Annotated in this window: 21 protein-coding genes, 1 rRNA gene and 1 pseudogene; 8 read left to right on the forward strand and 15 right to left on the reverse strand. The window is 68.5% G+C overall.

The window, feature by feature from the left end:
• Nucleotides 1–60: 60 nt before the first annotated feature.
• From QLQ12_RS41980 to QLQ12_RS41995, 4 genes are all read right to left on the reverse strand, one after another.
• Complete coding sequence (locus tag QLQ12_RS41980) at nucleotides 61–1,389, reverse strand: cation:proton antiporter (protein ID WP_282766643.1); 1,329 nt, start codon at nucleotides 1,387–1,389, stop codon at nucleotides 61–63.
• Complete coding sequence (locus QLQ12_RS41985; protein WP_282766644.1) at nucleotides 1,386–1,886, reverse strand: flavin reductase family protein; 501 nt, start codon at nucleotides 1,884–1,886, stop codon at nucleotides 1,386–1,388. The genes QLQ12_RS41980 and QLQ12_RS41985 overlap by 4 nt, the downstream gene beginning before the upstream one ends.
• A 38-nt stretch (nucleotides 1,887–1,924) precedes the next feature.
• The gene (locus tag QLQ12_RS41990; RefSeq protein WP_282766645.1) at nucleotides 1,925–3,463 is read right to left on the reverse strand and encodes a tryptophan halogenase family protein; all 1,539 of its coding nucleotides are present in this window, start codon (nucleotides 3,461–3,463) and stop codon (nucleotides 1,925–1,927) included.
• A gap of 75 nt (nucleotides 3,464–3,538) precedes the next feature.
• Nucleotides 3,539–4,768, reverse strand: a complete 1,230-nt coding sequence (locus tag QLQ12_RS41995; RefSeq protein ID WP_282766646.1) for a class I SAM-dependent methyltransferase — start codon at nucleotides 4,766–4,768, stop codon at nucleotides 3,539–3,541.
• Nucleotides 4,769–5,105: 337 nt separating this feature from the next.
• On the opposite strand from QLQ12_RS41995, the gene QLQ12_RS42000 reads away from it, so the two are divergent.
• Nucleotides 5,106–6,716, forward strand: coding sequence for a carbamoyltransferase N-terminal domain-containing protein (locus tag QLQ12_RS42000; protein ID WP_282766647.1), 1,611 nt, complete (start codon nucleotides 5,106–5,108; stop codon nucleotides 6,714–6,716).
• A gap of 23 nt (nucleotides 6,717–6,739) precedes the next feature.
• The gene (locus QLQ12_RS42005) at nucleotides 6,740–7,705 is read left to right on the forward strand and encodes a hypothetical protein (protein WP_282766648.1); all 966 of its coding nucleotides are present in this window, start codon (nucleotides 6,740–6,742) and stop codon (nucleotides 7,703–7,705) included.
• On the opposite strand, the gene QLQ12_RS42010 is transcribed toward QLQ12_RS42005, so the two are convergent.
• The 8 genes from QLQ12_RS42010 to QLQ12_RS42045 all read right to left on the reverse strand — a co-directional run bounded on the left by QLQ12_RS42010 (nucleotide 7,696) and on the right by QLQ12_RS42045 (nucleotide 15,754).
• Nucleotides 7,696–8,457 (reverse strand): class I SAM-dependent DNA methyltransferase, encoded by a 762-nt coding sequence (locus QLQ12_RS42010; RefSeq protein ID WP_282766649.1) that lies wholly within the window; start codon nucleotides 8,455–8,457, stop codon nucleotides 7,696–7,698. The genes QLQ12_RS42005 and QLQ12_RS42010 overlap by 10 nt on opposite strands.
• 21 nt (nucleotides 8,458–8,478) lie before the next feature.
• A complete protein-coding gene (locus QLQ12_RS42015) occupies nucleotides 8,479–9,741 on the reverse strand; it encodes an activator-dependent family glycosyltransferase (RefSeq protein WP_282766650.1) in 1,263 nt (420 codons plus the stop codon).
• 44 nt (nucleotides 9,742–9,785) lie between these two features.
• Nucleotides 9,786–10,772, reverse strand: coding sequence for a Gfo/Idh/MocA family protein (locus tag QLQ12_RS42020; RefSeq protein ID WP_282766651.1), 987 nt, complete (start codon nucleotides 10,770–10,772; stop codon nucleotides 9,786–9,788).
• Between the two features lie 58 nt (nucleotides 10,773–10,830).
• Nucleotides 10,831–11,418, reverse strand: a complete 588-nt coding sequence (locus QLQ12_RS42025; protein ID WP_282766652.1) for a dTDP-4-dehydrorhamnose 3,5-epimerase family protein — start codon at nucleotides 11,416–11,418, stop codon at nucleotides 10,831–10,833.
• A 17-nt stretch (nucleotides 11,419–11,435) separates the two neighbouring features.
• Nucleotides 11,436–12,578, reverse strand: a complete 1,143-nt coding sequence (locus QLQ12_RS42030) for a nucleotide disphospho-sugar-binding domain-containing protein (RefSeq protein WP_282766653.1) — start codon at nucleotides 12,576–12,578, stop codon at nucleotides 11,436–11,438.
• Between the two features lie 37 nt (nucleotides 12,579–12,615).
• Nucleotides 12,616–13,980 carry an NDP-hexose 2,3-dehydratase family protein gene (locus QLQ12_RS42035; protein ID WP_282766654.1) on the reverse strand — a complete coding sequence of 455 codons (1,365 nt, stop codon included), beginning with the start codon at nucleotides 13,978–13,980 and terminating at the stop codon, nucleotides 12,616–12,618.
• Nucleotides 13,981–14,057: 77 nt separating this feature from the next.
• Nucleotides 14,058–15,170 (reverse strand): DegT/DnrJ/EryC1/StrS family aminotransferase, encoded by a 1,113-nt coding sequence (locus QLQ12_RS42040; RefSeq protein WP_282766663.1) that lies wholly within the window; start codon nucleotides 15,168–15,170, stop codon nucleotides 14,058–14,060.
• Between the two features lie 50 nt (nucleotides 15,171–15,220).
• A complete protein-coding gene (locus tag QLQ12_RS42045; RefSeq protein WP_282766655.1) occupies nucleotides 15,221–15,754 on the reverse strand; it encodes a GNAT family N-acetyltransferase in 534 nt (177 codons plus the stop codon).
• Nucleotides 15,755–16,164: 410 nt separating this feature from the next.
• Between QLQ12_RS42045 and QLQ12_RS42050 the strand changes: the two genes are divergently transcribed.
• The 4 genes from QLQ12_RS42050 to QLQ12_RS42065 are packed head-to-tail and all read left to right on the forward strand — an operon-like array spanning nucleotide 16,165 to nucleotide 23,122.
• A complete protein-coding gene (locus QLQ12_RS42050; RefSeq protein ID WP_282766656.1) occupies nucleotides 16,165–16,530 on the forward strand; it encodes a hypothetical protein in 366 nt (121 codons plus the stop codon).
• Nucleotides 16,531–16,542: 12 nt separating this feature from the next.
• Nucleotides 16,543–16,749, forward strand: coding sequence for an MbtH family protein (locus QLQ12_RS42055; RefSeq protein WP_282766657.1), 207 nt, complete (start codon nucleotides 16,543–16,545; stop codon nucleotides 16,747–16,749).
• Nucleotides 16,746–22,352, forward strand: a complete 5,607-nt coding sequence (locus QLQ12_RS42060; protein ID WP_282766658.1) for an amino acid adenylation domain-containing protein — start codon at nucleotides 16,746–16,748, stop codon at nucleotides 22,350–22,352. Before QLQ12_RS42055 ends, QLQ12_RS42060 begins: the two co-directional genes overlap by 4 nt.
• Before the next feature lie 26 nt (nucleotides 22,353–22,378).
• Nucleotides 22,379–23,122: a 4'-phosphopantetheinyl transferase family protein gene (locus tag QLQ12_RS42065; RefSeq protein WP_407651700.1), complete on the forward strand. Its 744-nt coding sequence runs from the start codon at nucleotides 22,379–22,381 to the stop codon at nucleotides 23,120–23,122.
• Here QLQ12_RS42065 and QLQ12_RS47265 read toward each other — a convergent pair.
• Nucleotides 23,065–23,403 (reverse strand): annotated as a pseudogene (locus QLQ12_RS47265) (NUDIX hydrolase); the annotation flags it as partial. The gene QLQ12_RS42065 and the pseudogene QLQ12_RS47265 overlap by 58 nt on opposite strands.
• A 198-nt stretch (nucleotides 23,404–23,601) precedes the next feature.
• Here QLQ12_RS47265 and QLQ12_RS42070 point away from each other — a divergent pair.
• The gene (locus tag QLQ12_RS42070) at nucleotides 23,602–24,408 is read left to right on the forward strand and encodes a serine/threonine-protein kinase (protein WP_282766659.1); all 807 of its coding nucleotides are present in this window, start codon (nucleotides 23,602–23,604) and stop codon (nucleotides 24,406–24,408) included.
• 97 nt (nucleotides 24,409–24,505) lie between these two features.
• Nucleotides 24,506–25,717, forward strand: a complete 1,212-nt coding sequence (locus tag QLQ12_RS42075) for a phytase (protein ID WP_282766660.1) — start codon at nucleotides 24,506–24,508, stop codon at nucleotides 25,715–25,717.
• Nucleotides 25,718–25,976: 259 nt separating this feature from the next.
• Here QLQ12_RS42075 and QLQ12_RS42080 read toward each other — a convergent pair whose 3' ends face one another.
• The gene (locus tag QLQ12_RS42080; RefSeq protein WP_282766661.1) at nucleotides 25,977–26,132 is read right to left on the reverse strand and encodes a hypothetical protein; all 156 of its coding nucleotides are present in this window, start codon (nucleotides 26,130–26,132) and stop codon (nucleotides 25,977–25,979) included.
• 255 nt (nucleotides 26,133–26,387) lie between these two features.
• Nucleotides 26,388–26,471, reverse strand: a 5S ribosomal RNA gene (gene rrf / locus QLQ12_RS47440); the annotation flags it as partial.

Consider the following 26,471-nt stretch of genomic DNA (forward strand, 5'->3'; position numbering starts at 1 on the left):
GCAATCGCCGATCGTGGTGCGATTCCTTGTTGATCTACGCGCGTCCCGCCGGCGAGACGGCTATGCCAGAAGGCGGCGCATCAGCGGCGCGGTCACCGCGGTGGTGATAACGGCGACCACCACGAGAATGGTGAAACCGAGTTGATTGATGAGACCGTACTGCAGGCCGACCGACGCGATCACCAACTCGGTGACCCCCCGGCAGTTCATCAGCGTCCCTACCTGCAGTGCTTCCCGCTTGGGCAGACCCGCGAGAAAGGCACCGCCGCCCGCCCCGATGAACTTCGTCACCTGTGCGGCCAGCAGGATCGCGCCGCACAGCAGCCACTGTCCCATGTCGTTGCCGAGCAAGCCGACCGATGTCACCAGCCCGACGCCGGCGAAGAAGAGCGGCAGCAGAATCGTCAGCGTGAAGCCCTCCAACTGGCGGCGGATCCGCAGCACCACGGGCGAGTCCGACGGCACGGAGGCGCCGAACAGGAAGGCGCCGATCAGTGGGTGCAGGTTGATCGCCTGGGTCAGCGCGGAGAACGCGATAGCGCCGACGACCAGCGAGACCATCAGCAGTTGTTCGGACCGAATCCGGGCGACCAGCGCCGTCAACGCCGGCCGCAGGCAGAGCAACGTTGCCGAGACCAGCGCCACCGCAAGCCCGGCGGTCTGTAGCGCCTCACCCCCGCTGGCGGCCCCGACGCCAGCCAGGATCAGCGTCAGGACCAGCCAGGCGATGCCATCGCCGATGGCCGCGCAGGACAGCGCCAGCGTGCCCACCCGGGTCCCGTCGAGCTTGAGTTCTACCAGGATGCGCGCCAGCACCGGCAGCGCCGTCACCGCCAGCGCCAGGCCGAAGAAGAGAGCGTACGACGTCGTCGAGGCGCTTTCACCGGCGAGCATCGGGGTGGCCGCGAGGGCGATCCCGCTCCCCGCGACGAACGGGAGCCCCATGCTTCCCAGCAGACTGATACCGACGGTTCGCGGCCGTTCCACCCGGTCGAAACGGAGTTCGCAGCCGAGCAGGAACATGAACACCACAAGACCGAGCTGAGCGGCTGTGGTCAGACTGCTCAGCACGGCCGGCGGGAAGAGCCACGCGGTGGCTTCCGGCCACAGCAGACCGAGTGCTGACGGTCCGAGCAGCACACCGCCGATGATCTCACCGAGCACGGCGGATTGCTTCGCACGCCGCATCAACTCACCGCAGGCATGGCTGAGTAACAGAATGACGGCGACCGCGAGCAGGAACCGGGCGATCGGGTCGGTCGGCTTCGTTGCCCCAGCCCGGCCGTCCATCCCCCAGACCCAGGTGGCCACCGCGCCGGCGACCATGAGCAGCCCGACGGCCATCCCCCAGCGGCTTCGCCTCTGCGGTGGCGTCGTCACGCTGGTCATGCTGCTTCCTCCGGGTTCGTCAAGAACCGGCGCCCGCCGTACAACAGCGGGCTGCCAGGGTGCGACTCGACATGGAGGACCCGGCCGAACACCACGACGTGATCGCCGACCAGCACCGTTTCCGTCACCTCGCATTCGGCCAGCGCGCAGGCGTCGGCCGTCAACCAGGGCAGCCTGAGCCGTTCGGAATGCCGCCAAACCGTCCGCTCGAACCGGTCCGGGTCTCGCGACGCGAACGCCTGCGCGGTGGGCCGGGCGCCGTCGTGCAGCACGTTGACCGCGAAGCCGCCACATTGTCGGATCGCGGTCAACGTGCCGCTTCGCAGACTGAGGCAGACCAGCAGGGTCGGCGGATCCAGCGCTACGCTCGTCAATGAATTGCAGGTGAGCCCGTGTGCACGCCCGTTGTCGTCGATCGACGTGATGACGGTGACACCCGTGACGTATGCGCCCATGAACCCGCGGAATGCGTCCGGCACGGCGGCAGCGCCGCTCACTCTGGTGTCCATGATCCGCCTCCCCGGGTTCCGCGCGCTCAGCCGTTGATGCTTGCCAGATACTCGTAGCAGCTCGGCAGTGCCGCGACCATCTCGTCAGCCTCCGCCGCCAGCCGGGCGAACTCGGCCCGCGCGTTGCGCGGGTCGATGTGCTTCAGCGCGGGTAGCGGCGCTGCCGGGACGTTCCCCAGCCCGAGGTTCATGGCGTTCCACGAGTAGCTCTCAAACCCGTGGAAATAGGGATAGACGGTCTCCTCGTCGAGGAGACGCGACGCGGCGAGGTCCAGCCTCGCGCCCAGCGCGTCGGGCATCGCGCGTACCTTCGCCTCCTTCCAGTAAGGCGTGTCGTCGCGCCGCGCGGACTTGTAGTGCAAGACCAGGAACTCCTTGACGCCGTCCACGGCGTGCGCGACGCGGTCGTTGTAGGCCTTGGTCTGGCGTGGTTCCCATCGCTCGTCCGGGAAGTGCTTCACCAGCTGCTCGATGGCGTGTTGGATGAAGAAGATCCCGGTGGACTCGAGCGGCTCAACGAACGCGCTGGACAACCCGATCGCCACGCAGTTCTTCACCCACGAGTCAGTGTTGCGACCGATCCGCATCCGAATGTGGTTGGCCTGCAGGTCGTCACGGTCCGGTGCGATCGCCTGGCGCAGCTCCCGCTCGGCCTCCTCCGGGCTGATGAACTGGTCCGAGTAGACGTAACCGTTGCCGTTGCGGCGGAACAGCGGGATCGTCCACATCCAGCCCGCGTTCATCGCTGTCGCCGTCGTGTACGGGTCCATCTGCGCTTCGTCCTCGCGGGGTACCCGCAGCGCGACAGCCCGGTTGTTCGGCAACACGTCCTCGAACGACTGGAACGTCGTGCCCAACGTCTGGTTGATCAGCAATCCGCGAAACCCGGTGCAGTCGATGAAGAGGTCGCCAGCCAGCTCGCCGTGCTCGGCGGTGCGGACGTTGGTGATCCAACCGCGCTCGTCCTGGCCGACGTGCTCCACGCTGTCGACCACATGCCGTACACCGCGCTCCACGGCGTAGCCGCTGAGGTAACGGGCCACCTCGTCCGCGTCGAAGTGGTAGGCGTACGGGAACTGCATCCGCTGCTCAGCGAGGGTGGAGCGACCCAGTGCGCTGTCCACGCCGGAGATGAACAGCGTCCCGTCGAGCATCCGCGGGGATCGCTTGGCCTCACACAGTGCGGTGGTGAGGAAGCACGACCGGTCGAATGGTTGACTACGGTCCCCCAGTTCCAGCCACCACTCGGCCAGCGAGAAACCGTCAACCGTTCGGAGCCGTTCGAACGGGTGGTAGAAGTACTCGCCCGGCGTACTCCAGTTCTCGAACCGGATGCCCAGTTTGTATCCGCCGGCACATTTCGGCAGCCAGTCGGCCTCGTCCAGGCCCAGGTAGTCGAAGAAGTGCCGGACGGTGCTGAAGGTGGCCTCGCCGACGCCGATCCGCGACACCTGCGGTGATTCCACCACGGTCACGTCGATCCTGTCGGCGAACGCCGCCTTCAGATAGCTGGCCGTCATCCAGCCGGCCGTACCGCCACCCACGATGACGACGGATCGGATCATTTGCTGCTCCTCAGGGCCTGAAGGGATCAGGGCGTGGCGGCGTCCCGGCGAACGGGGGACGCCGGGACGCCGCGTCTAAACGGTGTGGACGTTGGGGACGTACCGGATCCAGGTCCCGCCGGCCGCACTGAAGGCCTGCTCATTGGCCATGATCTCGTCGGCATGGTTCCACGCGAACAGCAGCGCGTAGTCCGGGTACGGATCGCTGAACGCGGCGGCCTCCCGGACCGGGATGTGCATGCCGGGGGTCAGCTTGCCCTGCTTCGGCGGCGTGGTGTCGCAGATGAACTCGACCAGATCCGGGCCGATACCGCAGAAGTTCGTCACGGTGGCGCTCTTAGCGGTGGCGCCGTAACCGACGACCCGCTTGCCTTCCGCCTTCAGCTTGCGCAGCAGCGTCGTCAGATCCTCACGGATCTTGAGGACGTCGGCGCCGAAGGCCTCGAGCGTAGCCAGCTCGCCGAGCTTCGCGGCCGCTTCCTCGGCGAGCAGGTCGGCCACCGCGGGGGTGGGCTGCCGAGCGCCGGCGTGCGCGAGCGTGTAGCGAACCTCGCCGCCGTGGACCGCAAGCCGCTCGACGTCGACCAGTTCGAGGCCGTGCCGGGCGGCCATCGCCTGGACCGAGCGTGCGGTGAAGAAGAAGAAGTGCTCGTCGTAGATCTGGTCGAACGAGGTTCGCTGCACGATGTCCAGCAGGTACGGGTCCTCGAAGACAAAGACGCCGGTCGGTGCCAGCAAGGCGGAGACTCCGGACAGGATCGAGCCGATGTAGGGGATGTGGCACAGGGTGTTCGCCGCGTAGATGACGTCGGCGTGGCCCTCGGCGGCGAGGATGTCGCGCGCGGTGGCCTCTTCGAAGAACGACTTGCGGACCCGGATGCCCTTGGCCGCGGCGAGGTCGGCCACCGAGGCGGACGGCTCGACGCCCAGGTGCCGCACGCCGGCCTCGGCGAGCGCCTTGAGCATGACCCCGTCGTTGCAGCCGACCTCGACGATGAACGGGTTCTCGCCGGTCAGCTCGGCGCCGTGGAAGCGCTTCGCCAACTGCTCGAAGTGCGTTCGCATGTAGGCCGAACCGGACGACTGGTACGGGTACTCGGCGTTGAACATACGGTCGCGCGGCACCTCCTCCATCAGCTGGACCATGGAGCAGGACTCGCAGAGACCGGTGGCTAGGCGGAAGAAGAACTCGTCGGAATGGTCAGCCTCGGGCGCTAGAAAGACGTCGGACAAGGGCTGCCTGCCGAAGTCAAAGAACTCGCGGACCACGCCGGCGCAAACACGACACTCGGATGTTTTGGACATACAAAGCTCCTGATCGACCGTGCAGAATTCGAGCGGGGGGACATTGGGAAATGCGCTCGGCGACGACGGGGTTGGACGGTACCGCACAATTGATGACTGCCGACCCCGGCACTGGCTGTGGATCGTAAAGTAGCAGCTCAACGACCCGGCACCAGGCCGTGATCCGTCCCGCTGGCGGGACGGCCCAGGCACGACGGGCGCCGATTCCAACGTACGGTTATCTTTCTTCGGAGTCTCCGCAACGGCAACGGTGTCGCCCGGCGGATGCACCATTCTGATGACAGGTCCCGCGCGCATCTGCGGCGAACACGCCCACCAGGGCTGACGGAGGAAAGCTATGATCATTGCCGGCCTCAAGCTGACGAAAAGTGGCGGGATAGCCGTTCTCCGTGACCGCCGGGTCGAAATTTGTATTGACTTTCCGGCCGGCACCGATGTCGACCTCGACGCGATACCAGCGGTGCTCGCCGCACACGGGTACGCGGTCGACGACGTGGCCGAATGGGTCATCGACGGGTGGAACGGCGATAAGAACAGCCTGATTCCGGTGCGGAGCAACGGCGTCTCCGCCGAACTGACCGCCGCGGGTTACCAGGACGGCACGGTCGTCCCCGAGCCGGACCAGCCGGCCGTGCACGGCCGCTTCGACATCGCGGGGCAGTCCCGGCCGTACGCCTCGTATGTGCACGTAGCGAGTCAGGTCGCCGCCGCCTACAGCAGCAGCCCGTTCGGCGGGGCGTCGGCCACCGTTCTCGTCTGGGACGACGGCTGTTTCCCCCGGCTGTACCGGGTCACCGAGGCGGGACGGATCGTCGGCGACGGCGCGTTGTTCCCCCTTCCCGGACACGCGTTCGCGCTCGCCGGCCAGCACTTCGGCCCGAGCCACGGGGCGGCGGGCGCCGACGCGGACTCCGACGGTGATCCCGGCAACGCCGGGCGGGTGCGGTCGCTCGCCGCGCATGGCAGGGTTCAGGGCGGCGTCCTGGCCGTGCTCGCCGAGCTGTTCGAGGAGCACTTCGAGGCGGATAGCGCGGCAGCACGACAATACCGGCAGGCTGTCGTCGGGTGCGGCGGCACCGCGGAGCCGTCACACCGGTACGTCCACGCTTTCCTGCGTGACCTCCGGAGCCGGACGGCCGGCGTCGCCGACGCGCACGTGCTGGCCAGCCTTCGGAGCTACCTGGGCTCCCTGCTGGTCGAGCGACTCGACCCGGCGACACCGGTGAACCTGTGCTTCACCGGTTCTGCCGCGCTGGATCCGCAGTGGGTCTCGGCGCTGCGTGAGCACCCCGCGGTCGAGGCACTCTGGGTGCCGCCGTTTCCGGACGACTCCGGGTCGGCGCTCGGCGCCGCGGCCCTCCACCTCGGCCGGGACACCGGACTGCCGAGTCTGGACTGGTCGGTGGCCCGGGGCGTCGCGGTGGCGCGACGGCCGCACGTGCCGGCGGACTGGACGGTTGCGCCGATGCGGCCGGAGGAGTTGGCCCGGCTGTTGCTGCGCACCGGCCGGCCCGCCTTGCTGGTCCAGGGCCGGGCGACCGTTGGCCCGCTCGCGCTGGGCGGCCGCGCGGTGCTGGCTTCTGCCGCGGTCGGGGGGATCGACGGCGACGTGGTCGCGCTCTGCCTGGCCGAGTACGCCGAGGCGGTGTTCGAACCCGGCACCGAGGACCGGTATGGGCAATTCGAGCACCGTGTTCGACCGGAGTGGACGGACCGGATTCCGGCAGCCGTCAGCCCCGACGGCACCGCCCGGGTGCAGACCGTCGGCGCGGACGACGACCCGATCCTGCGCACGATACTTCGCGAATTCCACGCTTGGAGCGGCGTGCCCGTGGTCCTCGGCGTGGCCGCCCATCCGTACTCCGATGTCGCGTCGGCCCTGCTCGCCGGCGGCGAGGACACGGTCTGGAGCGACAGCGTGCTGTACCGGCGGGCCTACTCCGCATGACGTCGATCAAGGAGGACAACACCATGAACCAAGCACCGCGCGCGATGGTGATCTCGTTCCAGAAGTCCGGTACCCATCTCATGCAGGAGCTGATGCTGGAGCTGGGATACCGGATCGTGGGGGTACCTCGGCCGCGCCCGAACGCCGTACCCGAATTCGACGACGAGCAGAAGGCTGCAGTCGCCGCACTCGTCCTGGACAAGATCGACCACGATCAACTGATGGAACTGCACGGCACAGCGGCGTTCGAGGACCGAACCCACGAGGCTTGGGGTGCGCTGATCTGGCACTGGCAGCAACGTCTGGGCCAGCAGGTGGTGAATCGGTACGGACAGACCCGGATCAACTTCGCCGAGTCGATCGTGACGAACCCGTACCTGCCGTTCACACGCTTCGCGGACACCCCGGCCGGACTGTGCTGGATTTTCCACGAGCTGGACATCCACCGGGTGGACGGCAGCTTTCTCAGCGAGTGGGTGGAGACACAGAGCCCTCCGCTGGTGCTGAACTACCGCGACCCGCGGGACACCGTCATCTCGATGATCAATTTCCTGGAGGGCCGGACCCGGGCGGGGTACGGCAACTTTTACGAGGCGGACATCTTCAGCACGATCCTGGCCAGCAAGACCACGTGGGAAGACAAGATCGACTACGCACTGCGGGACCCGTCCTTCCTCGCCCGGGATCAGTTCCAGAAGGCTCTCTGGCTCCTCAACCACCCCAAGGTCTGCAAGGTCCGGTACGAAGACCTGATCGGCCCCCAGGGCGGCGGTTCGGTCGAGCGGCAGGTCGACGCGGTGAGCCGGGTCCTCCACCACGTCGGCTCGGATCTGGACGCCGAAGAAATCGCCGGCAAGGTCTACAACCCGGACTCATGGAGCTTCTACAAGGGACGTAGTGGCGGCTGGCGGGATCGGTTCAGCGCCCGCAACCTCGCCCGCTTCAACGAGCAGTTCGGCGACATTCTCGAACAGTACGGCTACGAATGACCGTCGCCGGCCACATCGTCAGCCGGCGATGTGGCCGGCCGCCGGCTGCCGATCCACAACCGCTTGCCGCCCGGACGTTCGGAATAGGTGGCGACACAGCCGGCCTTCGCGAATGCCGTCTCGAAGTGCTCACGGGTGAAGAGGGACATCTGCGCGTTCTCCGTCATGTCGCGCAGGCCGCTCGCCGGATCCGCCTCGATGCAGTGCACCTGCATCAATACCCGGTCGGCGCGAGTCGGGTCCAGGACGGAATGGGACACCCGGACGATCGAGCGCGTGCCGTCGCGGAACACGTCCGTGGCGATGTATCCGGGGATGAACTCCGTCGGCTCGAACCACGGCTCGATCACGATGACGCCGCCCGGGTTCAGGTGCCGTACGAGGCACGCGATCATTGCGTCCAGCTCCGCCGGTGAATCGAGGTGCGGGATAGCGAACATGCAGGTGATCGCGTCGAATCTGGCGTCTAACTGGAAGTCGCGCATATCCGCCTGCTGCACCGCCAGGCCGGGAATCTGCTCCTTCGCGGACCTGAGCATGTCCTCGGAGATGTCCAGGCCGAGTACCCTGTCGAACAGCCCGACAAAGTGCTCCAGATGCAGGCCGGTCCCACAGGCCACGTCGAGCAGCGAGGTCGCGTCCGGCTTGCGCTCCCGCACCACCGTTGCCACGTCGGCCGCTTCGCCGGCGTAGTCCTTGCGGCGGTTCCGCATCAGCCGGTCGTAGATTTCGACGTAGCGCGTCGCGTACAAAATTCCTCCTGAGAGCGAAGGTCACCCTCGGTGGTGGGCGACTAGATCTTCGAGTTGGGTGACGAACTCGTTGGGGCTCGCGTCGGCGAGCATCTCTTCCCGCAGCCGCGCCGCGTCCTGCCGGAACCGCACCTCGGTGAGCAGGCGGACCACGGCGTCGCGGACCTCGGATCCGCCGGTGACGCGCGGGTCGAGGGCCAGCCCGGCGCCCTGCGCCGCCAATCGGGTCGCGAGCTCCGGGGCGTCGAAGTCCACGCCGAGGGTGAGCTGCGGGACGCCGTGCAGCGCGGTGGTCAGCAACGTTCCGGGGCCGGCGTGACTGATGACGGCGGCGCAGGTAGGTGCCAGGACGTGCAGCGGGACGTACGGCACCAGGCGGGCGTTGTCCGGAACTCGGGCGAGGTGGGGCTGCTGGGCCGCGGGCACCGTCGCGACGAGTTCGACGTCGAGGTCGGCGAGCGCGTCCAGGATGTCCTGCAGATCCGCGTCGTACCGGGCGAACCGCTCGATCGCGGTGATGCCCAAGGTGATAGCGATGCGCGGGCGGCTCGGTGTCGCCCACAGCCAGTCGGGGACCTGGGCCGCGCCGCCGTACGGCACGTACCGCATGGCCTGGTGGGAGAGGCTGGACGGCAGGCGCAGGCTCGCCGGCACCTGGTCGATGGTGAACTGACCGGTGACCAGGTCTTCGCTGAAGTCGAACCCGTACTTGCCCGCGTAGGAACCGAGCCATTCGGCGAGTGGGTCCGACCGCTCGGTGCCGGGCTGCTCGGCCAGCAGTCGCAGGTATCTGCCGCGGGTGACGCCGAAGATGTCGATGCTCCACAACAGCCGGGCGTGTGCCGCACCGCTGGCGCGTGCCGCGATCGCGCCCGCATAGGTGGAGGGCTCCCAGATGACCAGGTCCGGCCGCCAGTGACGGGCGAAGTCGACCAGACCCGCGATCATCGGGAAGTTGTCGAACCGGTGCCAGAACTGCAGCACGTTGGTGTAGCCGTCGCGCATCGACACGAAGTCCGGACCGGCCGGGTCCATCGTGGCCGCGTCGTAGGGCGCCGGCAGTGTGGCAACACCATGGTCCGCGGGGAAGAGCTGCGCCAGCCGGGACAGGCCGTGGTTGTGGCCGGCGGGTACCGCGGTCAACCCGGCCTGGGTGATCTCATCGGCGAAGCCAGGCTTCGCCGCGACGCGAACCTCGTGACCGGCGGTGCGCAGCGCCCATGCCAACGGCACCATGGACAGGAAGACGCTACGGTCGGCGTAGGTGGTGAAGAGGATCCGCATGAATAGGCTCCCGTCATCGATCGGTCACAGAGGCGCGGCGCGAGTCATCGGCTGACGAGCACTGCGGCCCTCTGGATCCGTTCCATCAGCGTGGCCTGCTGGAGCGTTCCCTCCTGGTGCGCGAGCAGGTCACCGCCGTCGAGGACCGCCTGGGCGAACATCGCGATGACGTTGGCGAACTGATGGTCTGCCGGAAGCACGATCTGCTCGCTGTGGTCCTGCCGTTCGATCCGCAACACCGGCCGGTGGGTCTCCGGGGGGGTGAACACCCGGTTCAGCAGAATCCGTCCGGTGCTGCCGGACAGGCTGTAACTGTTGCGGTACGAGTGCTCCATGCCGAAGGTCAGCTGGACGCCGGCGCCGTGCGGTGTGCAGAGCAGCACGTTGCCGGACATCACCACATCCAGCTCCGGGTCGTGCCGGAAGAACGCGCCGACCAGTTGCAGGTCGCCACCGAGCAGGTGCAGCGCCGCCCGGACCGGGTAACCACCGAAGTCGAGAAACGCTCCTCCGCCGATGTCGCGCAGGTATCGAATGTCGCCCTGCGGTTTGGGCGGGATGGTGAACGCGCTGGAGAAGCCGCGCAGCTCGCCGATCGCCCCGTCCACGAGCAGCTTGCGGACCATCGCGTGCTGCGAGTGGTACAGGAACATGAAGTTCTCCAGCAGCACCAACTCCCGCTGCCGGGCCAGGGCCACCAGTCGGCTGGTCGCCGCGTAGCTGTCCGTCATCGGCTTCTCGACCAGTACGTGCTTGCCGGCCAGCAGCGTCCGCTCGATCCACTCGGCGTGCAGCAGTGCGGGCAGTGGGATGTACACCGCGTCCACGTCGTCACGCTTCAGCAGCTCACCGTAGCCGGCCACCGGTACTCCACCGAACTTGTCGGTGAACTGGGTGGCTTTCTCCAGGGTGCGGCTGGCGATCGCCACGACATCGATGCTCGGCTCGGCCGACATCGCCGGCAGGGTCTTGCGCCACGCGATGTCCGCGCATCCCATGACTCCCATGCGGAGCCGGTTGACACTCATCATCGAACAGATCCCCAGCTCGGCAAAGGTTCTGGACAGGAGACGGCCATGGCGGCTGTCGTCAGCCCGCCTTCAGTGCCGCGTAGTGGGCGAGGCAGTCGGTGTACATCGGCAGTAAGCCGGCGGCTGCGGCGGCGGCCAGGGTCGGTGCCCCAGCGTCCTTGGCGGACATGACGGGCTCCGCAGTGAGGTTCCACGGGATGCCGATCTCCGGGTCGAACGGGTCGATCTCCAGCATCGTCCCCGGCACGTACGGCTCCGAACACAGATAGTTCATGCATGCGTCGTCGGTCAGCGCGAGGAAGGCGTGCCCCAGTCCGTCGGCAAGGTACACCGACACCCCGGACTCCTCGTCCTGCCGGGTTGTCTCCACCATCCCGTAGGTGGGTGAGCCGACCCGTAGATCGATCACCACGTCCAGGACGGCGCCCCGGACGCAGGTGACCAGTTTGGCCTGACCCGGCGGTAGAGCGGTGGCATGGATACCCCGGACCGTATGGCGCCGGCTGCTCGAGTAGTTCGCCTGACGGACGACGAAGGGATACCCGATCGCGTCGGACAACTCGCTGGCGCGGAACGCCTCATAGAAGTGCCCGCGCAGATCGTGGTGCCGATCAGGGGTGATCCGATACGCATTCGGGATCGTCATTTCCGAGATCTTCATCGTTACGCGCACATCCGATCAGGCTCAGAGGGGTAGTAGTGACGAACCTTCTCCAGCACGCCGACCAACTCGGCGGGGGACGGCTGCGCGGCGATCTCCGTCGCCACGATGCCGGCCGCTCGACCGAACCGCGGCTCCTCCAGAAGTTCCCGGGCGCGCAGCGCCACCAGTTCAGGCGTGACCTCGGCCGGCGCCAGGCTCAGTCCGGCACCGGCCCGAACCACCGCCTCGGCGTTGTCGAACTGATCGTCGAACTGCGGCAGCACCAGCTGCGGGCAGCCAGCGACCAAGCTGGTCAGAACGGTGCCCTGACCACCGTGGTTGACCACCAGATCACAGGTCGGCAAGACCTGACCAAGCGGCAGCCGACCGACCCTGTACACGGCCTCCGGCAGCGCCGGCCAGCTGGCCACCGCCTCCGGATCCGCGGCGACCAGTATCTGCACACCCAAGCTGCCCAGGCGCTCCAGCGTTGGCAGCACGATGGACTGCAGGTGCGGCATCCGCAGCCGGGGTACGACCGTACCGAAAGTGACGCAGACGCGTGGTCGCGGACCACGTTCGAAGATCCAGTCATCGACCCGTGCCGCGCCGTTGAAGACCACGTCCCGGATGCCCTGGTGCGCCGCAGCGTATGGCAGCCGCATCGACGGCGGCCACGGATGCAGCACCTCGGCGGGTTCGGGCAGTTCGCGTCCCAGCTCCGCGGTCGCGCCCGCCCGATACTCGTCCAGCGGGGCCACCCCCCATTGGTATTCGACGAACGGTACGCCCGCGGCCGCGGCCGCGAGCCGGCCGGCGAACTCGGCACGTTCGCTCACGACCACATCCGGCCGCATTGCCCGTATCAGGCTGGACATTCCCGGCAACAGCTGCCGGGCGATCCGGCCGAAGGCCCGGCCGTGCGCGGTCCGCCGTTGCAGGCTGCCGTGGGCGGTGTCACCGGCCTCATCGGCGATCAGGTCGACGAAGTCGGCGCCCGGCCCGGCGTCGGCGGCGGGCAGGCCAGCCTGCAGGACCGTCGGAACGAACCGCTCTGCCGTGGCCACCAGCACGTCGTGGCCGGCGGCGCGAGCCGCCCAGGCCAGCGGAACGAGCGGGAAGAAGTGGCCGCGCAGGGGCGCGGTGGTGAACAGCAGACGCATGGTTCCTCCTTTCCCAGGCCGGCCGTGGGTGGACTGCTCAGCAGAGACTGTGCAGGCAGGCGAGCAGGCTGCGCGCCTCGATGTTGAGATAGTGCCCGTGCCGGAGCAGGTCGATCAGCTGCCGGGCGGTCATCCAGCAGTAGTTCGGCGGTACGTCGACCGGCACGTCGTCGCCCACTTCGACGATCTGGTACCGGGTGACGGCGTTGAAGAACCGCCCGCCCTCCTCGGACAGCATGGTGTCGAAGAGGGTCTTCGCCGTACCGGAGAGCAGCACGTCGCGCAGGAACGCGTCGGGTACGTCGGCGGCAGTGGCGCCGGGCAGCAGGTGCACCGTCGGCGCCATCTCCACCAGGTCCATCAGGCCGTACTCGGGACGGGCCTGCACGAGCAGGTGCATCACCCCGTTGATCGGCCGGACCACGAACAGCGCGCGCCCCTCACCGCGCGGGTACAGCAGCGGCTGGTTCCAGCGCTGCACCTCCCGGGTACCGGCCTCGACCGAAACCCCGATGATCCGGAAATGCCGTTCGGCCTCGTCGGCGATCTCGTCGGCGCCACTGGACCAGCCAGCGACCTGTCCGAGCGGCACCAGCCGGGCCGTCCAGTCGCAGCGCGTCTTCGCCTCGGTGAACCAGCTCAGGATCTGACCGGGCGTGTGCAGTGCGGACTGCCGTCCCTCGTCGGCCTGATACACGTAGGACCGGATCAGGGAGTCCCGGAACGCCTCACCCGTCGTCGCTTCGCTCTCGTCCGGCAACGCGAAGGGCATGCACGACAGAACCGTGCGCGCGTCCATGTTGACCAGGTTGTCCACCGTCATCAGCTCGCGGATCTGCGCCAGGGTCAGCCAGCGGAAATCCTCGTGCGGCGGAATGTCGTCGGTGACCAGCACGACCATGTTGCGGTTGCGCTTGCGCCAGAACCACGCGCCCTGCTCGGACTGAAGGACGTCCACGATGACCTGGCCGCGAGCCGGCCCCGCGAAGTACTCCACGTACCGCGTTGTGGTGCCGCGGTGTACCCGTGTGTAGTTGCTCCGGGTGGCCTGGACCGTCGGCGACAGCTGCAAGGAGTTGACGTTGCCGGGTTCCATCTTCGCCTGCATCAGGCAGTGCAGGACTCCATCAAACTCCTTGACGATGATACCCAGAATGCCGATCTCCGGCTGGTTGATGATCGGCTGTGCCCACGTGTCGACGCCGTTGTCGCGGACCTGCAGGCCCTCGATGGTGAAGAACCGACCTGTCGAGTGCCCCAGGTTGCCGGTGGCCGGGTCGAACGCCCAGTCACCCATGTCGGCGAGGGGTACCTGCTCCACGGTGAAGCGGCTCGACCAGTGCCGATCGGCCCACCACTCGTGGAACTCGGCCATCGACAGTTGCGCGCCACTGTCGAGCATCGATGAGCGGCTCCGCGGGGCGGCTGCCGCCGGCTGATCACTCGCAGCTACGGGTACGACGACGAGGTCCGCCATGGTCAGACCTTCGCCAGAATGCTGCGTACCGCGTCGATTGTCCGCTCCTGGTCCGCAACTGACAGTGAGGGGTACATCGGCAGGGAGAAGATCTCGTCCGCCACCGCCTCGGTCACCGGGAGGGAGCCCTTGCCATACCCGAGATGCGCAAAACCGGACTGGGTGTGCACCGGCCAGGGGTAGCTGATGTTCAGTGAGATGTCGTACTCCGACTTGAGCGCCTCGATGATCTGATCTCGCCGTGGGTGCCGCACCACGTACACGTAGTAGACGTGCGTGTTGCCCGGCGCGATCGCGGGCGTGATCAGATCGGTGTCGGCGAACGCTTCGGCGTACCGGGCGGCAATCGCCCGCCGGCCCTCGATGTACTGATCGAGCCGGACCAGCTTGCGGCGCAGGATCTCCGCCTGCACTTCGTCGAGCCGGCTGTTGTAGCCGGGCGTCGCAACGACGTAGTACTGGCTCTCCATGCCGTAGTAGCGCAGTCGGCGCAGGCTCGCGTCGACCTCGGCGTCACTGGTGATCACCGCGCCGCCGTCGCCGTATGCGCCGAGCACCTTGGTCGGGTAGAAGGAGAACGCCGCCGCCTTGCCCATCGAGCCGGCGATCCGGCCGTGGTGCCGGGCCCCATGCGCCTGGGCACAGTCCTCGAGGATCGGCAGGTTGTGCTGGGCGGCAAGGGCCTCCAGCGGGGCCATGTCTACGCACTGCCCGTACAGGTGGACCGGTAGCAGGCAGCGGGTGCGCTCGGTGATGGCGGCGGCGACCTGAGCGACGTCCATGAGGTAGGTGTCCTCGTGGATGTCGACGAAGACCGGTTTGGCGCCGACCGCATCGATCGCCAGCACTGTCGGGGCAGCGGTGTTGGAAACCGTGATGACCTCGTCACCCGGACCGACGCCGAGCACGCGCAGTGCCAGCACGATCGCGTTCGTCCCGTTGTCGACACCCGCACAATGTGGGACACCGTGGTACGCCGCGAACTCCGCCTCGAAGCTCTTGACGCTTGGGCCGAGCACCAGCTTGCCCGAACGGAATACCGAGTCGACCGCGTCCAGAATGTCGTCGCGCTCTTTCTCATATTCCGGCAAATAACCCCAGACGAAAAGGGTCATCGTGTTGCTCGCCTCCAAACAGGTCGACGTGGGACGGGATTCCGGGCGATTCAAAGGAGCTGCTTGAGCAGATCGACGCCGCACGAATCCCATTGGTCACGGTAGATCGCTAGGACGTTAACGTCCCAGCGCCTGCCGTGGAAGTAGGCGTGACTGGGAAGAACCGCTTCCTCGCGCACCATCGTCAAATGGTCGCCGTCAACTCCCAGAGCAACGGAAGCTTTCTCCGTCGTGTAGAAGTAGACCTTACGGGTACGCCACATCGAGAACGCAAAATTGGCGGTCAGCATCGTCGCGTCCACCAATAGCTCGTCCCGATGTCCCGCTGCCACGTACACCTCGGCCTGCACGTGCCCGGCCGGCGACAGCTCGGTGAGCGACGTGAACCCGACAACCTCGCCGGTGTCCTTGCGGCGGACCAGGAAGCAGGCCGCCAGGCCCTGACCGAAGGCCTCGACGAACGTATCCACCATGGGCAGTCCGGCGCGACCTAGCTGGAACAGGATTTCATAGACCTGACCGGCGTCCGCCGCCCGCGCAGACGTCAGCGTGATTCGCTGTGATTCGGTGTGCGGAAACAGCATCGCAGGTCATCCTCACTTCACAGGTTCGTCGCCACATCGGCGACAACGAAAGCAGATCAGGTTGTCCGAGCCGGCGGAATACCGTCCCGCCAGCGGGACAGCAGCACAACGCCTGGGAATTGCCGGTACGGCCCGACGACGAGCTCACCATACATGCGGCGGTACTGACCGGCAACGATGTCGGGGCGGGATTACCGGCCGCCGGTATTGACCCTGAAAAACGACGTAGCTAGTGTCAGTCCACCTTTCGGGGACGATATCTGAGCACCGGCGCACACATTGCTCAGACGCCCCCGACAGCCAGTCCCGCGCTCGGCACTCGGACGCGCGACGTCATTCGAAACCAGTCGCCGTGACCTCGGTCGGCACGTGCAGGAGAGGCACACAAAGATATGTCGGAAAATGGCACCGTGAGCACGCTCGACCCTCAGCTAGTCGACGGGGTAGAGAAGGTGGTCCGCGAGACCGCCATCATGATCTGCGCCGAGCAGCCCGACGTCCCCGAACCGTCGAGCCTCAACGATCTCGACTCATTCTCGCTCGTCCAAGTCCTGCTGGAGCTGGAGAACGTGCTCGAGATCCAGCTGCTGGAGAAGCTGGAGCCGTTTGACGGCGACACGTTCCGCGATCTGGCCGAGTTCATCGTCGGCCTCGCCGACGACGAGACCGACGAGCCGACCGAGAGCGCGACGGCCGGACCCGCGGCTGCGGCCGAGCCGACGGCCAGTTCGCCAACTGCCGTCGCCACTCAAGAAGACGCCACTCCGGCGGCCTGAGTGGTCACGGGGATGGAAACGGCGACGCCCGCGGACGTGACGTACCTGGTCGTCCTCAACGATGAGGAGCAGTACTCGGTCTGGCGCGCCGACCGAGCGGTACCCGCCGGTTGGCGTCCGGACGGAGCGTCCGGTTCCCGGCAGGACTGCCTCGATCACATCACGCAGGTGTGGACCGACATGCGTCCCCGTAGTCTGCGCGAGCGCATCGATACATGAGATTTGACATCCGGCACGACGATCAGTCGGCGGGGCGCGGTGGCAGCGCGCCCCCGCCGGCCGTCGAGCTGATCCTCGACCAGGCCGTCCGCACGCCGCAGGCGCCGGCCGTCGAATGCCACGGCGACCAGCTCACCTACGCGGAGCTCGCGACACAGTCCGCGCGAATCGCCGCACACCTGCACGGCCTCGGCGTGCGCCGCGGCGACCTGGTCGGCGTCGCGGTCCCCCGCGGGGTCGCCTTGGTCGCCGCGCTACTCGGTGTGCACAGAGCCGGCGCCGCCTACGTACCCCTCGACCCCGAGCACCCGGTCGAGCGGCTAACCCACATCCTCACCGACGCCCGGGCTCGGGTCCTGCTCACCAGCAAGTCCGCGCCACCGATGCCTGCGACGTCGGCCACTCTCATCCACATCGAGGACATCCCGTCGGCCGCCGTCGCCGTGCTGCCCACTGTGGAGGCGGTCGACGCCGCATACGTGATCTACACGTCGGGTTCCACCGGGCGACCCAAGGGCGTCCTGGTGAGCCACGGGTCGCTCAGCAACTTCCTGCTCTCCATGCGGCACCGGCCCGGCCTTGCCCCAGGTGCCGCATTTCCCGCGGTCACCACGGTGTCGTTCGACATCGCCGCGCTGGAACTGTTCCTGCCACTGATGGTTGGCGGGCGGGTGGTGCTCAGCGACCACACCGAGGCCCAAGATCCCTACCGTCTTGCCGCCCTGCTCGCCCGCTGCGCCGCCCACGTCATGCAGGCGACGCCGGTGACCTGGCGGATGCTGCTCGACTCCGGCTGGCAGCCGCCCGCCGGATTCGTCGCGCTGTGCGGCGGCGAGAAGCTGCCGAGCGACCTCGCCGAACGGCTGCGGGCGACCGGCATCGACCTGTGGGATCTGTACGGCCCGACCGAGACGACCGTCTGGTCCTCGGTCACCCGGATCGGGACTGACGGGACGCCCGACTTCCACCCGGTGGCCAACACCACCCTGTACGTCCTCGACGATCGACTGGACCCGGCCGCCGAGGGTGAGTTGTACATCGGCGGTGACGGCGTGGCCGCCGGTTACCTCGGCCAGCCGGCGCTGACCGCCGACCGGTTCGTTCCCGACCCGTTCGACGTCGTACCAGGCCGGCGGCTGTACCGGACAGGGGACCTCGCGCGGCACCACCCAGCCGGTTGGATCGAGATCCTCGGCCGCGCCGATCACCAGATAAAGGTGCGCGGCTTCCGGATCGAACCCGGCGATATCGAGACCTGCTTGACCGGCCACCCCAGCGTGCGGACCGCCGTCGTGACCGCGTACGAACCGGCGCCGGGCGACCGGCAGCTGGTGGCCTACCTGGTTCCCGCCGACGTCGACGTCTCCGCCGTGCGTGCCCATGTCGCCGCGCGGCTGCCCGGGTACCTCGTCCCTGATGCGTTCGTCGCGCTGCCCGAGCTGCCGGTCACTCCGAACGGCAAGGTGGACCGGCGGGCCCTGCCAGCGCCCAACCGTGACCGGGCGACCCGCGACATCGTGCCACCGCGGACGCCAGCCGAGCGGGCCGCCGCCACCGCCATGGCCGAGGTCGTCGGGGCCGCCGCAGTCGGTCTGCACGACAGGTTCTTCGAGGTAGGCGGTGACTCGATCCGCGCGGTCCGGCTGATCGGGCTGCTCCGCGCCCAGGGGTACGACTACTCCGTCCAGGACCTGTACCGGCACCAGAGCGTGGCCGACCTGATCGCACACGCCGTCGGCGGTGGCACCGACAGGACCGGCACGGAACCGTTCGCACTGCTCGATCCGGCCGACCGGGCACGGGTGCCGGCGGCTGTCGTCGACGCGTACCCGATGACGCAGGCCCAGGTCGGCATGGTCTACGAGCTGCTCGCCGACCCGGCCGGACGGCCATACCACAATGTTCTGAGTCACCTGGTCCGCGACAGCGAGCCGGTCGTCGCCGCCGAGCTGGCGACCGCAGTCACCGCCGTGGTGGCCGTGCACGAGGTGCTCCGGACGTCATTCGACCTGACCACCTTCACAGAACCGATGCAACTGGTGCACGCCACCGCCGCTGTCGAGTTCGGGTATACGGACCTGCGCGCCCATCCGGCGGACCGGCGGCAATCGCTTCTCGACGCCTTCCGAGAGGCCGAGCGAGACCGGACCTTCGACCTCGCCGCGGCCCCTCTGCTGCGGGTACACGCCCATCAGATGACCGACAACCGCTGGTACCTGACGGTCACCGAGTGCCACGCGATCCTGGACGGCTGGAGCCACGATGCGATCGTGGCGCAGATTCTGGCGCGGTACCGGGGCGAGGCCCCGCCGGACGTGCCCACCGTCCGATATGCCGATTTTGTCGCGCACGAGCGGCGCAGTTCGACCGACCCTGCCGACCGGACGTTCTGGAGCGACAGGCTCGCCGGCGCCAACCGGTTGACCATCCCCGCTGCCTGGGCCGCGCTGGACGAGCCGCCGGCCTATACCATCATCGTTCCCTTCGCCGACCTCGCCGACGACCTCAGGGCTCTGGCGGAGCGAGCCGGCACGCCCCTGAAGAGTGTGCTGCTCGCCACGCATCTGGCGGTCTGGCGGACCGTCGCCGGGACGGGACCGTTCTACTCCGGACTGGTGTGCAACGGCCGCCCCGAGGTCGCCGGCGGAGACCTGGTGGCCGGCATGTTCCTCAACCCTGTGCCGTTCACGACCCGCCCGGGGGGCACCTGGCTGGAGCTCGTCCAGGCGGTGTTCGCCGAGGAGACCGACCTCTGGCCGCATCGCCGGTACCCGCTGCTCGAGCTGCAACGGGTGCACGGCGACGGTGGCCGCCTGCTCGACGTGGCCTTCAACTATGTGGACTCGGCCGTGTTGACCGCCGCCGGCATCGACGTAGCCGGCAGCATCGACCTCAGCCCGAACGAGTTCCCCTTCGCCGTCTCCACGCAGGACGGCGGCTTGGTCCTGCGGGCCCGGTCCGCTGCGGTCGGTCGCCGACACGGCGAGCTGTTGGCCGCGATGTACCGGCAGGCGCTCACCGCGATGACCTCTGATCCCACGGGGGACAGCCGACAGTCGCTGCTGCCCCCCGCGGAGCGTCGGCGGCTGCTGGCGGTGGGCGAACGGACACCGCGGCCGGCTGGCGGCGTACCCGACCTGGTTGCCGCACAAGTCGCGCGAACCCCGGACGCCGTCGCAGTCGACGGCGTCGGCGGCCGCCTCACCTATCGCGCTTTGCACGATCGCGCGCTCACCTGGGCGGCCCGGCTGCGGGCGGCCGGGGTACGCCGCACGGATCTCGTCGGAGTTGCCCTCGGCCGGGAACCCGACCTGGTCGCCGCGCTGCTCGGGGTGCTGTACGCCGGTGGCGCGTACGTGCCGATCGACCCGGCCCACCCGCTCGAGCGCATCGTCGGCCTCATCCGGGACGCCGGGCCGCGCGTCCTGATCGCGCCCCCCGACCTCGCTGGAAGGATCACCGACCGACCCGTTCTCGTCCCCGAACCGGACCACCTCGACGGCGTCGTCGTCTCACCAACGAATCCGGAAGATCTGGTCTACGTCGTGCACACGTCTGGCTCCACCGGCCGTCCGAAGGGTGTGATGGCCCGGCACGGCGCACTGGTCGACAGGACACTGTCGATGCGGCGCAACGTCGGCCTCGGGCCCGCCGACGTAGTGGTGATGGTCGTCCCGGTGATCACCGACGTGGCGCAACTCGCGACATTCGTCGCCCTGACCAGTGGCGCGCGGCTGGTGCTCGCCGCCGGCAATCTCGCCCGCGACCCCGAGTCGCTCGGCGAGCTGCTGCGCGACGTGGGCGGCACATTCATGCAAGCCGCACCTTCAACGTGGCGGATGCTGCTCGAATCGGGCTGGACCCCGCCCGCTGGTTTCCGAGTGCTCTCCGGCGGCGAGGCGCCGAACACCGACCTCGTCCGGCGGCTCTGTGCCACGCCCGCCCAGGTATGGAACATGTACGGACCGAACGAGGCGACGGTGTTCTGCTTCGGCACCCAGCTGACCGGTGGAACACGCTGGGTGCCGGCTGCCAACACAGCGATCTACCTGCTCGACGAAGACCTCGAACCGGTGCCGGATGGGGTACCGGGACAGATCTTCGTCGGCGGCTCCGGACTGGCCCGTGGGTATCTCGGTCAACCCGCCAGCACCGCTGACGTGTTCCTGCCCGACCCGTACACCGAGGTGACCGGCGGCCGGATGTATGCGACCGGCGACATCGGCCGGCGAACCGGCGGCGGCATCGAGATTCTCGGGCGGCGCGACCACCAGCTGAAGATCCGCGGCTTCCGGGTCGAGCTCGGCGAGATCGAGAACACCCTGTCCGGCCATCCCGGCGTGCGGGCGGCGGTGGTCCACCCGATACCCGGTCCGCAAGGCGAGGCGCAGCTGGCGGCGTACGTCATCGGCGACCTGACCGGCCTCCGCGAGTACGCCGCGCGGCGACTGCCGAGTCACCTGGTGCCGACACACCTCGTGCCGCTGGAGTCGTTCCCGCGGCTGCCGAACGGCAAGATCGACAGGGCCGCGCTGCCTCGCCCCGACGCGAGCCGGCCCGCGATCGACACGACCTTCGTCGCGCCGCAAGGCGCGGTGGAGCAGACCATCGCCGCTGTCTGGGCGGACACGCTCGGCATCGAGCAGGTCGGCCGCGACGACGACTTCTTCGCCCTCGGCGGCCACTCACTGCTGCTGCTGCGCGTCATCGCCCGGCTCCGGCAGAACGGCATCGACCGCACTTTCCGGGACTTCCTCGCGCAGCGCACGGTGCGCGGATTGGCCGCGGCCCAACCCGACGGGACACGGCAGACTGCGCTGACCTGGTTGGCGCGGCGCGCCGACCGGACGCCGCTCTTCTGCGTGCACCCCGGCGGCGGCAGCGCCCTGTGGTACGTCGACCTCGCCGACGCCCTCGCCGCCGAACGCCCGGTCGCCGCGTTCGAGTGGCCCGGCCTGCGCGGTGACGAGCGACCCCACGCCAGCGTGCCGGAGATCGCCGCGGAATACCTGGCGGAGCTGCGGGCCGCCCAGCCGGCCGGGCCGTACACACTGCTCGGCTGGTGCGGCTCGACCGGCATCGCCTGGGAGATGGCCAGCCGGCTGCGTGCGGCCGGCGAAAAGACGCACCTGATCCTGCTGGACCCGGTGGTGGACACCGCGACGCGGGCGGTGTTGCAGCACAACCTCGACGTGTTCCGTCGGGCGGAGGCGCTCGCGGCCACCGGATCGCAGGAGGTGCAGGATGAGTTGCGGGCGGTACTGCGGGACCTGGTCGACGACGGAGACTCGCTGCTCGCCGCAGTCGACGACGAAAAGGACCGGGTGTCCCGGCTGCGGTCCTGGCGAGAGCTGCTCGAAGCCCGGCTGGGCTACCGCTTCCGGCCGTACCCGGGCCCTGTCGACCTGCTGCTCAGCGCCGACTTCGCCGGCGACGACGACGCCGGTCGGGCAGCGTCGCTCGACGACTATGTCGAGCATTGGCGGCGCCTCGCCACCAACGGCATCCGGCTGCACAAGGTACCGGGCGGTCACTGGGCGGCGGTCCGGCCACCGTACGTCAAGTCCTTGGCCGCGACCCTGACCAGCCTGCTCGACGGGTGATCCACCGGATCTTGCCCGCCGCCGTGGTGCCCGTCTGGCGCACCGCGGACCTGCCGGACGAGCCGCTGTTCGAGGCGGAGGAAGCGGCGCTGCGGCACGCGGGCGCGCAGCGACGGCGTGAGTTCGCCACGGTCCGCGGATGCGCCCGGACCGCGCTCGGCCGGCTCGGCATCGCGCCGGTGCCGATCGTGCCCGGCATCCGCGGCGCGCCGGGCTGGCCGGCAGGTGTGGTCGGCAGCATGACGCATTGCGGCGGGTACCGAGCCGCCGCGGTCGCCCGCGCCACAGACCTCGTCACCCTGGGCATCGACGCCGAACCACACCGGCCGTTGCCAGACGCCGTACGGGCCCGGATCACGGTCGCCAAGGAGCGGATCTGGCTGGCCCGCGCGGCCGCCGAACAGCCACGGATCCAATGGGACCGCTTGTTGTTCAGTGCCAAAGAGGCTGTCTACAAAGCCTGGTTTCCGCTGACCGGGCGCTGGCTGGGTTTCCACGAGGCGGCGCTCTCGATCGACCCGGCCGGCACGTTCCACGCCGAACTCCTGGTCGCCGGCCCGGTCCGAGAATTCGCCGGCCGGTGGCTGGTGCATGGCGACCTGGTCTACACGGCCATCGCGGTCCACCGGTCGAGGAACGCCGCCTGTTCCGCGATGGTGTTCGGCGGGACCGTCCGGAAGCAACCCACCTCGTCGGATTGCCACCCGCCGACAAGCGCACCACCGACCACTGACGCCTCGAACGCGATGCCGACCGGCCAGCCCCGATAGCCATCGCGAAGCATCTGCGGATACTCGATGTAGCCGAGTAACGCGCCGACCTCGACCGCCACGCCCAGCTCGTCGTACGCCACCCGGCGGACCGCCGCCTGCAGCGACTCACCGAACCTAACCGTGCCGCCTGGCAGATGCCATTGTCCGATGCATGGCTCGATCGACCGCCTGGTCAACACGATGCCGTCGGGGGTGGCAGCGACAACCTCCACCGTCAGCCGGGGAACCTTGCTGAAGATGGCGTCGAACTCGTCTTGCGACAGCGGGTGCTCATTCATCTGATCTACATTTCCTCGCCAGGCAGACCATTGGGTAATTCCGCAGCGTATCCGGCCGCCGGGAATCGGAGTGATCTCGTACGGGGAGAGGGATCACGAGCGGCCGGGGACGCTGCTCAACCGCCAGGCAGCCGGTTGAGGCCGGAGCCCGATCGCGCAGGCTTCGGGTTTCATCGTGGTCGCCGGTACGCCCGTCACATGGCTCCGGAGCAGGGCCTGCCGGGCGGCGGCCTGGACGTGCGCGCCGATGTGCACGCGATCGGCGCGATGACCTATCAGATGCTGACCGGGCGGACCCCGCGGCCGGGGCGGGCCGCACCGGTCCCGCCGTCGCGGCTGCGGCTGGGCGTTCCGCGCCAGGTGGACCGGGTGGTGCTGCGCGCTCTCGACTCCGACCGCAACCGCCGCTGGCCGTCGACGGCCGCGTTCGCTTCGGCGCTGGACGCTTCGGCGAGGGCTGCTCCGAGCCGTGGCCGGCGGCTCCTGCGCCGCGCCGTGGGCGGCGGGACGGCCCTGTCCCTGCTGGCTCTGACGGCGGGCACGACCGTCCCGGACGGCAGTCCGGCCGGCTGGGCCCGGGTCGCGGACGCCGGCCACGCCGTCTCCGTCGCGGTTCCCGGCGGCTGGGCCCGGCAGCTCCGCGATGCCGGTTGGAACGTGTCGTCGCTGGGCCTGCCCACCAGCGCCGATCCGGGCCTTCAGATCGGCACGGACCTCGGCGACGACGCGGAGCCGGCCGTGTTCGCCGGTTCGAGCCCCCGGCTGGCGCCGGGGATCTCGGTCACCTGGCCCTCCCATCCGGGTTGTACCCGGCAGGACGATCGTGTGGTGGCCGCCGCCGGACCACGCGGTGAGGCACGCCGGTGGAAGGACTGCCCCGGGTGCCGTCTCGTACAGCGATGTGCTCCTGACCGGCGCCGGCCGCGACGGCGCCTTCGTGCAGATCCGCCAGAAGGCCCGGACAGACCGCACCGACGAGGTGCTGCGCGCGCTTCGGCTGACTGACCCGTAGAGCCGCTCCACGGTCACGGATAGATAACAGTCACAGCGATGTTCAGCATCCAGCCATCCAGCGGCCAGGTGGATCCGGGATCGTCGTGCCATGCAACGGACCACCGGCATCGCCGCGCTCGTCGCCCTGACCACTCTCGCCGCCGGCGTTCCGGCGTACGCGGCTGAGCGCCCACCCCGCCAGATCACCGCGACCGTCGAGACGCCGAGCCTCTTCGACGACGAGGCCGGTGGCGACGCGGACGCCGACGACCCCGCGATCTGGATCAACTCGGCCGACAAGTCCCGGAGCCTGGTCATCGGCACCGCCAAGAACGGCGGTCTGCGCGTCTACGATCTGAAGGGCCGGGAGATCCAGGCGATCGCCACCCCTGAGGGCGGCCGCTTCAACAACGTCGACATCATGACCGGCTTCAAGCTGGGCAAGAAGAAGGTCGACGTCGCCGTCGTCACCGACCGCGGTCTGGACAAGCTCCGCATCTACCAGATCGAGGCGACCGGCCTCACCGACATCACCTCAGCCGACGTCCCGCTGCTGTTCTCCAAGGACGAGGCCGAGGTCGAGGAGCAGGCCACCGGTTACGGCGTCGCCGTCTACGACCGCTACGCCGTGGTGAGCCGACGGCACAGCACGCGCCTGGGCATCTTCCGCCTCGAGGAGAGGGGCGGGAAGGTCACCTATCGCACCACGGACACTCTCGACCTGCCGCGCGAGTTCCGCCTGCCGAACGGCGCCACCTGGTCCCCGTGCGCCGAACCCGGCGAGGACCCGCAGGTCGAGGGCATGGTCGTGGACGCCGAGGCGGGCGTCCTCTACGCCGCACAGGAAGATGTGGCGCTCTGGCGCATCAACCTGGAGGGCGGCACGTTCAGCAGCATCCCGCGGATCGTCGAGCGCGTCCGCGAGTTCGGTGAGCCCGCCACCTACGACCCCGAGTCGGAAGAGTGCACCGTCGAGTACAAGAACGGCTTCGGCGGCCGCATCTCCGCCGACGTCGAGGGCGCGACCATCTACGCGACTGGCAAGCGCGACGGCTACCTGATCGTGTCCAGCCAGGGAGACAGCCGCTTCTTCGTCTACGACCGCCGCACGAACAAGCCGCTGAGCACGTTCGCGGTCGCCGACGGCAAGAAGGTGGACGGCGTCCAGCACTCCGACGGCGCCGCCGTGACCCCGGTCGCCCTCCCCGGCTACCCGAAGGGCCTCCTCGTCCTCCACGACGGCGAGAACACCCCTGACGACGGCCGCACCAGCACCAACTTCAAGTTCGTCGACTGGCGTTCCCTCGGCTTCCGTTCCTGACCTCCGCAGAGAAAGCAGAAGCCGGGCCTTCCGAGTTCACTCTCGGAAGGCCCGGCTTTCGCAAATCCCCATCTTGTACGGCCACAACTCCCACAACCGCAATGGCGCGCTCCCGCCAACCCCGCTGTCGCGTTGCCCGTGCTCGCCCCGTGACGACACAGACCTCAGCGACAGCGGCAGCACCACGGCACAGTGCGCCCGTGGCCCCAGAACCGCGGCGCTACTCGTAGCAGCCCTGGTCCTCGAGCTGCAGGTTCAACTAGATGACCTTGCCCTCGGAGATCGAGATGTTGTAGACCGCCTTGCTGTTGCCGGCCACCGGCGCCCACATACGCCCGTCCGCGTCGCAGCCCTCGAAACCTGTCGCCCGCGGTCCGGTCAGCCGGCCGGTGGCCTTCGCCGCGGCCACTGACATGCCGAACTTGACCTTCCCGATTCCGTCCGGCCCGAGCACGAGCTTGTCAGCCGCCTGACTCTGGTTCTCCGAGCAAGGTGACGGCTCGGTAACGCCCAATCTGAGGCGCGGAGCGGGGGATCTCCTCGCCCAGCTCGGGCCGCCCGTGTGCCGACCGGACCGCCGGCGTGCCGCTGTGGGCCGGAACAATGCCGGGCTGAAAAAGGGCAAAAAGAAAGGCCCACCCCGTGTGGGGTGGGCCTTTCATCACGTTGAGTCCGGCGGCGTCCTACTCTCCCACACCCTCACGAGTGCAGTACCATCGGCGCTGGAGGGCTTAGCTACCGGGTTCGGAATGTA

Origin of the sequence: Actinoplanes sandaracinus, assembly GCF_030009775.1 — a bacterium.
In the GTDB taxonomy this organism is placed as follows: domain Bacteria; phylum Actinomycetota; class Actinomycetes; order Mycobacteriales; family Micromonosporaceae; genus Actinoplanes; species Actinoplanes sandaracinus.

Coding starts and splice junctions, on each gene's coding strand:
- QLQ12_RS41980 (WP_282766643.1), bottom strand. CDS start 1,389: ATGACCAGCGTGACGACGCCACCGCAGAGGCGAAGCCGCTGGGGGATG.
- QLQ12_RS41990 (WP_282766645.1), bottom strand. CDS start 3,463: ATGATCCGATCCGTCGTCATCGTGGGTGGCGGTACGGCCGGCTGGATG.
- QLQ12_RS41995 (WP_282766646.1), bottom strand. CDS start 4,768: ATGTCCAAAACATCCGAGTGTCGTGTTTGCGCCGGCGTGGTCCGCGAG.
- QLQ12_RS42000 (WP_282766647.1), top strand. CDS start 5,106: ATGATCATTGCCGGCCTCAAGCTGACGAAAAGTGGCGGGATAGCCGTT.
- QLQ12_RS42005 (WP_282766648.1), top strand. CDS start 6,740: ATGAACCAAGCACCGCGCGCGATGGTGATCTCGTTCCAGAAGTCCGGT.
- QLQ12_RS42015 (WP_282766650.1), bottom strand. CDS start 9,741: ATGCGGATCCTCTTCACCACCTACGCCGACCGTAGCGTCTTCCTGTCC.
- QLQ12_RS42020 (WP_282766651.1), bottom strand. CDS start 10,772: ATGATGAGTGTCAACCGGCTCCGCATGGGAGTCATGGGATGCGCGGAC.
- QLQ12_RS42025 (WP_282766652.1), bottom strand. CDS start 11,418: ATGACGATCCCGAATGCGTATCGGATCACCCCTGATCGGCACCACGAT.
- QLQ12_RS42030 (WP_282766653.1), bottom strand. CDS start 12,578: ATGCGTCTGCTGTTCACCACCGCGCCCCTGCGCGGCCACTTCTTCCCG.
- QLQ12_RS42035 (WP_282766654.1), bottom strand. CDS start 13,980: ATGCTCGACAGTGGCGCGCAACTGTCGATGGCCGAGTTCCACGAGTGG.
- QLQ12_RS42040 (WP_282766663.1), bottom strand. CDS start 15,170: ATGACCCTTTTCGTCTGGGGTTATTTGCCGGAATATGAGAAAGAGCGC.
- QLQ12_RS42045 (WP_282766655.1), bottom strand. CDS start 15,754: ATGCTGTTTCCGCACACCGAATCACAGCGAATCACGCTGACGTCTGCG.
- QLQ12_RS42055 (WP_282766657.1), top strand. CDS start 16,543: ATGGAAACGGCGACGCCCGCGGACGTGACGTACCTGGTCGTCCTCAAC.
- QLQ12_RS42060 (WP_282766658.1), top strand. CDS start 16,746: ATGAGATTTGACATCCGGCACGACGATCAGTCGGCGGGGCGCGGTGGC.
- QLQ12_RS42070 (WP_282766659.1), top strand. CDS start 23,602: ATGGCTCCGGAGCAGGGCCTGCCGGGCGGCGGCCTGGACGTGCGCGCC.
- QLQ12_RS42075 (WP_282766660.1), top strand. CDS start 24,506: ATGCAACGGACCACCGGCATCGCCGCGCTCGTCGCCCTGACCACTCTC.
- QLQ12_RS42080 (WP_282766661.1), bottom strand. CDS start 26,132: ATGTCAGTGGCCGCGGCGAAGGCCACCGGCCGGCTGACCGGACCGCGG.